Here is a 533-nt window from a genome sequence, read left to right on the forward strand (position 1 = left end):
AAGTCCCGCTGCTCCAAGTTGGAGTTTATGAAGCTGAGCAGAGGGGTGGTGATGGCGATAGTTGGAAGCGAAAGGAAAGCCATTACTTCTCTTGCCCAACCGAGGGGTCTGGGTACTTCAAGGTAGATAAGATCCTGATGGTTAGGGGAATGATTGCCCAGGCTGGCTTCGATCGCAGTGGGCATGTCAGGATGGGGTAGATCTTCTATCCAGCCTGTACATGGCGGGTTAAGGTGCGGGCGGGCCATTAGAATAGACTCCTTAGGGAGGATAGATTGTTTTCTCTCATTGTCACTTTTGCATAACCTGACATGTCATGCTTGTTTGGCCAGTAAGTGAGCGTTAGCTCAATAGCTTTTGTACAGTGGTTTACCAATAGTGGAATTGAAGTGCTGATGTGCAGGGTCTTATCGGTGGTTTTAAGAACTATTCGATCGCTGACGCTTTCAGGGCTAGCAAAGATTTTTTGGGCTTCTTCGGGCACGTATTCGACTACTGTTGGATGTGAATTGTTACCGGAGAGATAAAAAGGC

Annotated in this window: 1 protein-coding gene and 1 pseudogene; both read right to left on the bottom strand. The window is 47.8% G+C overall.

The genetic code is table 11. The annotated features are described in order from the left end of the window. Positions 1-248, bottom strand: a pseudogene (locus tag IRZ77_RS27035) (hypothetical protein); the annotation flags it as partial. Further along, on the bottom strand, positions 248-533 hold a 286-nt coding region (locus IRZ77_RS27040; protein ID WP_230386625.1), incomplete at its 5' end, for a hypothetical protein. The gene IRZ77_RS27040 and the pseudogene IRZ77_RS27035, both read right to left, overlap by 1 nt.

It is taken from the genome of Pseudomonas pudica (genome assembly GCF_015680405.1).
GTDB classification, from domain to species: Bacteria; Pseudomonadota; Gammaproteobacteria; order Pseudomonadales; family Pseudomonadaceae; genus Aquipseudomonas; species Aquipseudomonas pudica.